General features: G+C 58.8%; 1 pseudogene. It reads right to left on the bottom strand.

The features are described from left to right. Positions 1-301: pseudogene (locus tag B3520_RS13720) on the bottom strand (flagellin); the annotation flags it as partial.

Raw genomic sequence — 301 nt, 5'->3', positions numbered from 1 at the left:
CCCAGCGAGCCGTCCAGCAGTTTCTGGCCATTAAACGAAGTTTCAGCCGCAATACGGTTCATCTCTTCACGCAGCTGCTCCACTTCGGAGTTCAGGGTTTCGCGGTCGCCGTCGGTGTAGATACCGTTAGCAGACTGAACCGAAAGCTCACGCATCCGCTGAAGAATGTTGGTGGTTTCCTGCAGAGCGCCTTCGGCGGTCTGGATCATGGAAATGCCGTCGTTGGCGTTACGGATGGCCTGGTCCAGACCACGGACCTGGGAGGTCATGCGGTTGGAAATGGCGAGGCCGGCGGCGTCGT

Source organism: Marinimicrobium sp. UBA4509 (genome assembly GCF_002388575.1).
Lineage (GTDB): Bacteria > Pseudomonadota > Gammaproteobacteria > Pseudomonadales > Cellvibrionaceae > Marinimicrobium > Marinimicrobium koreense.
This window is presented reverse-complemented; position numbering and strand designations above follow the sequence as displayed.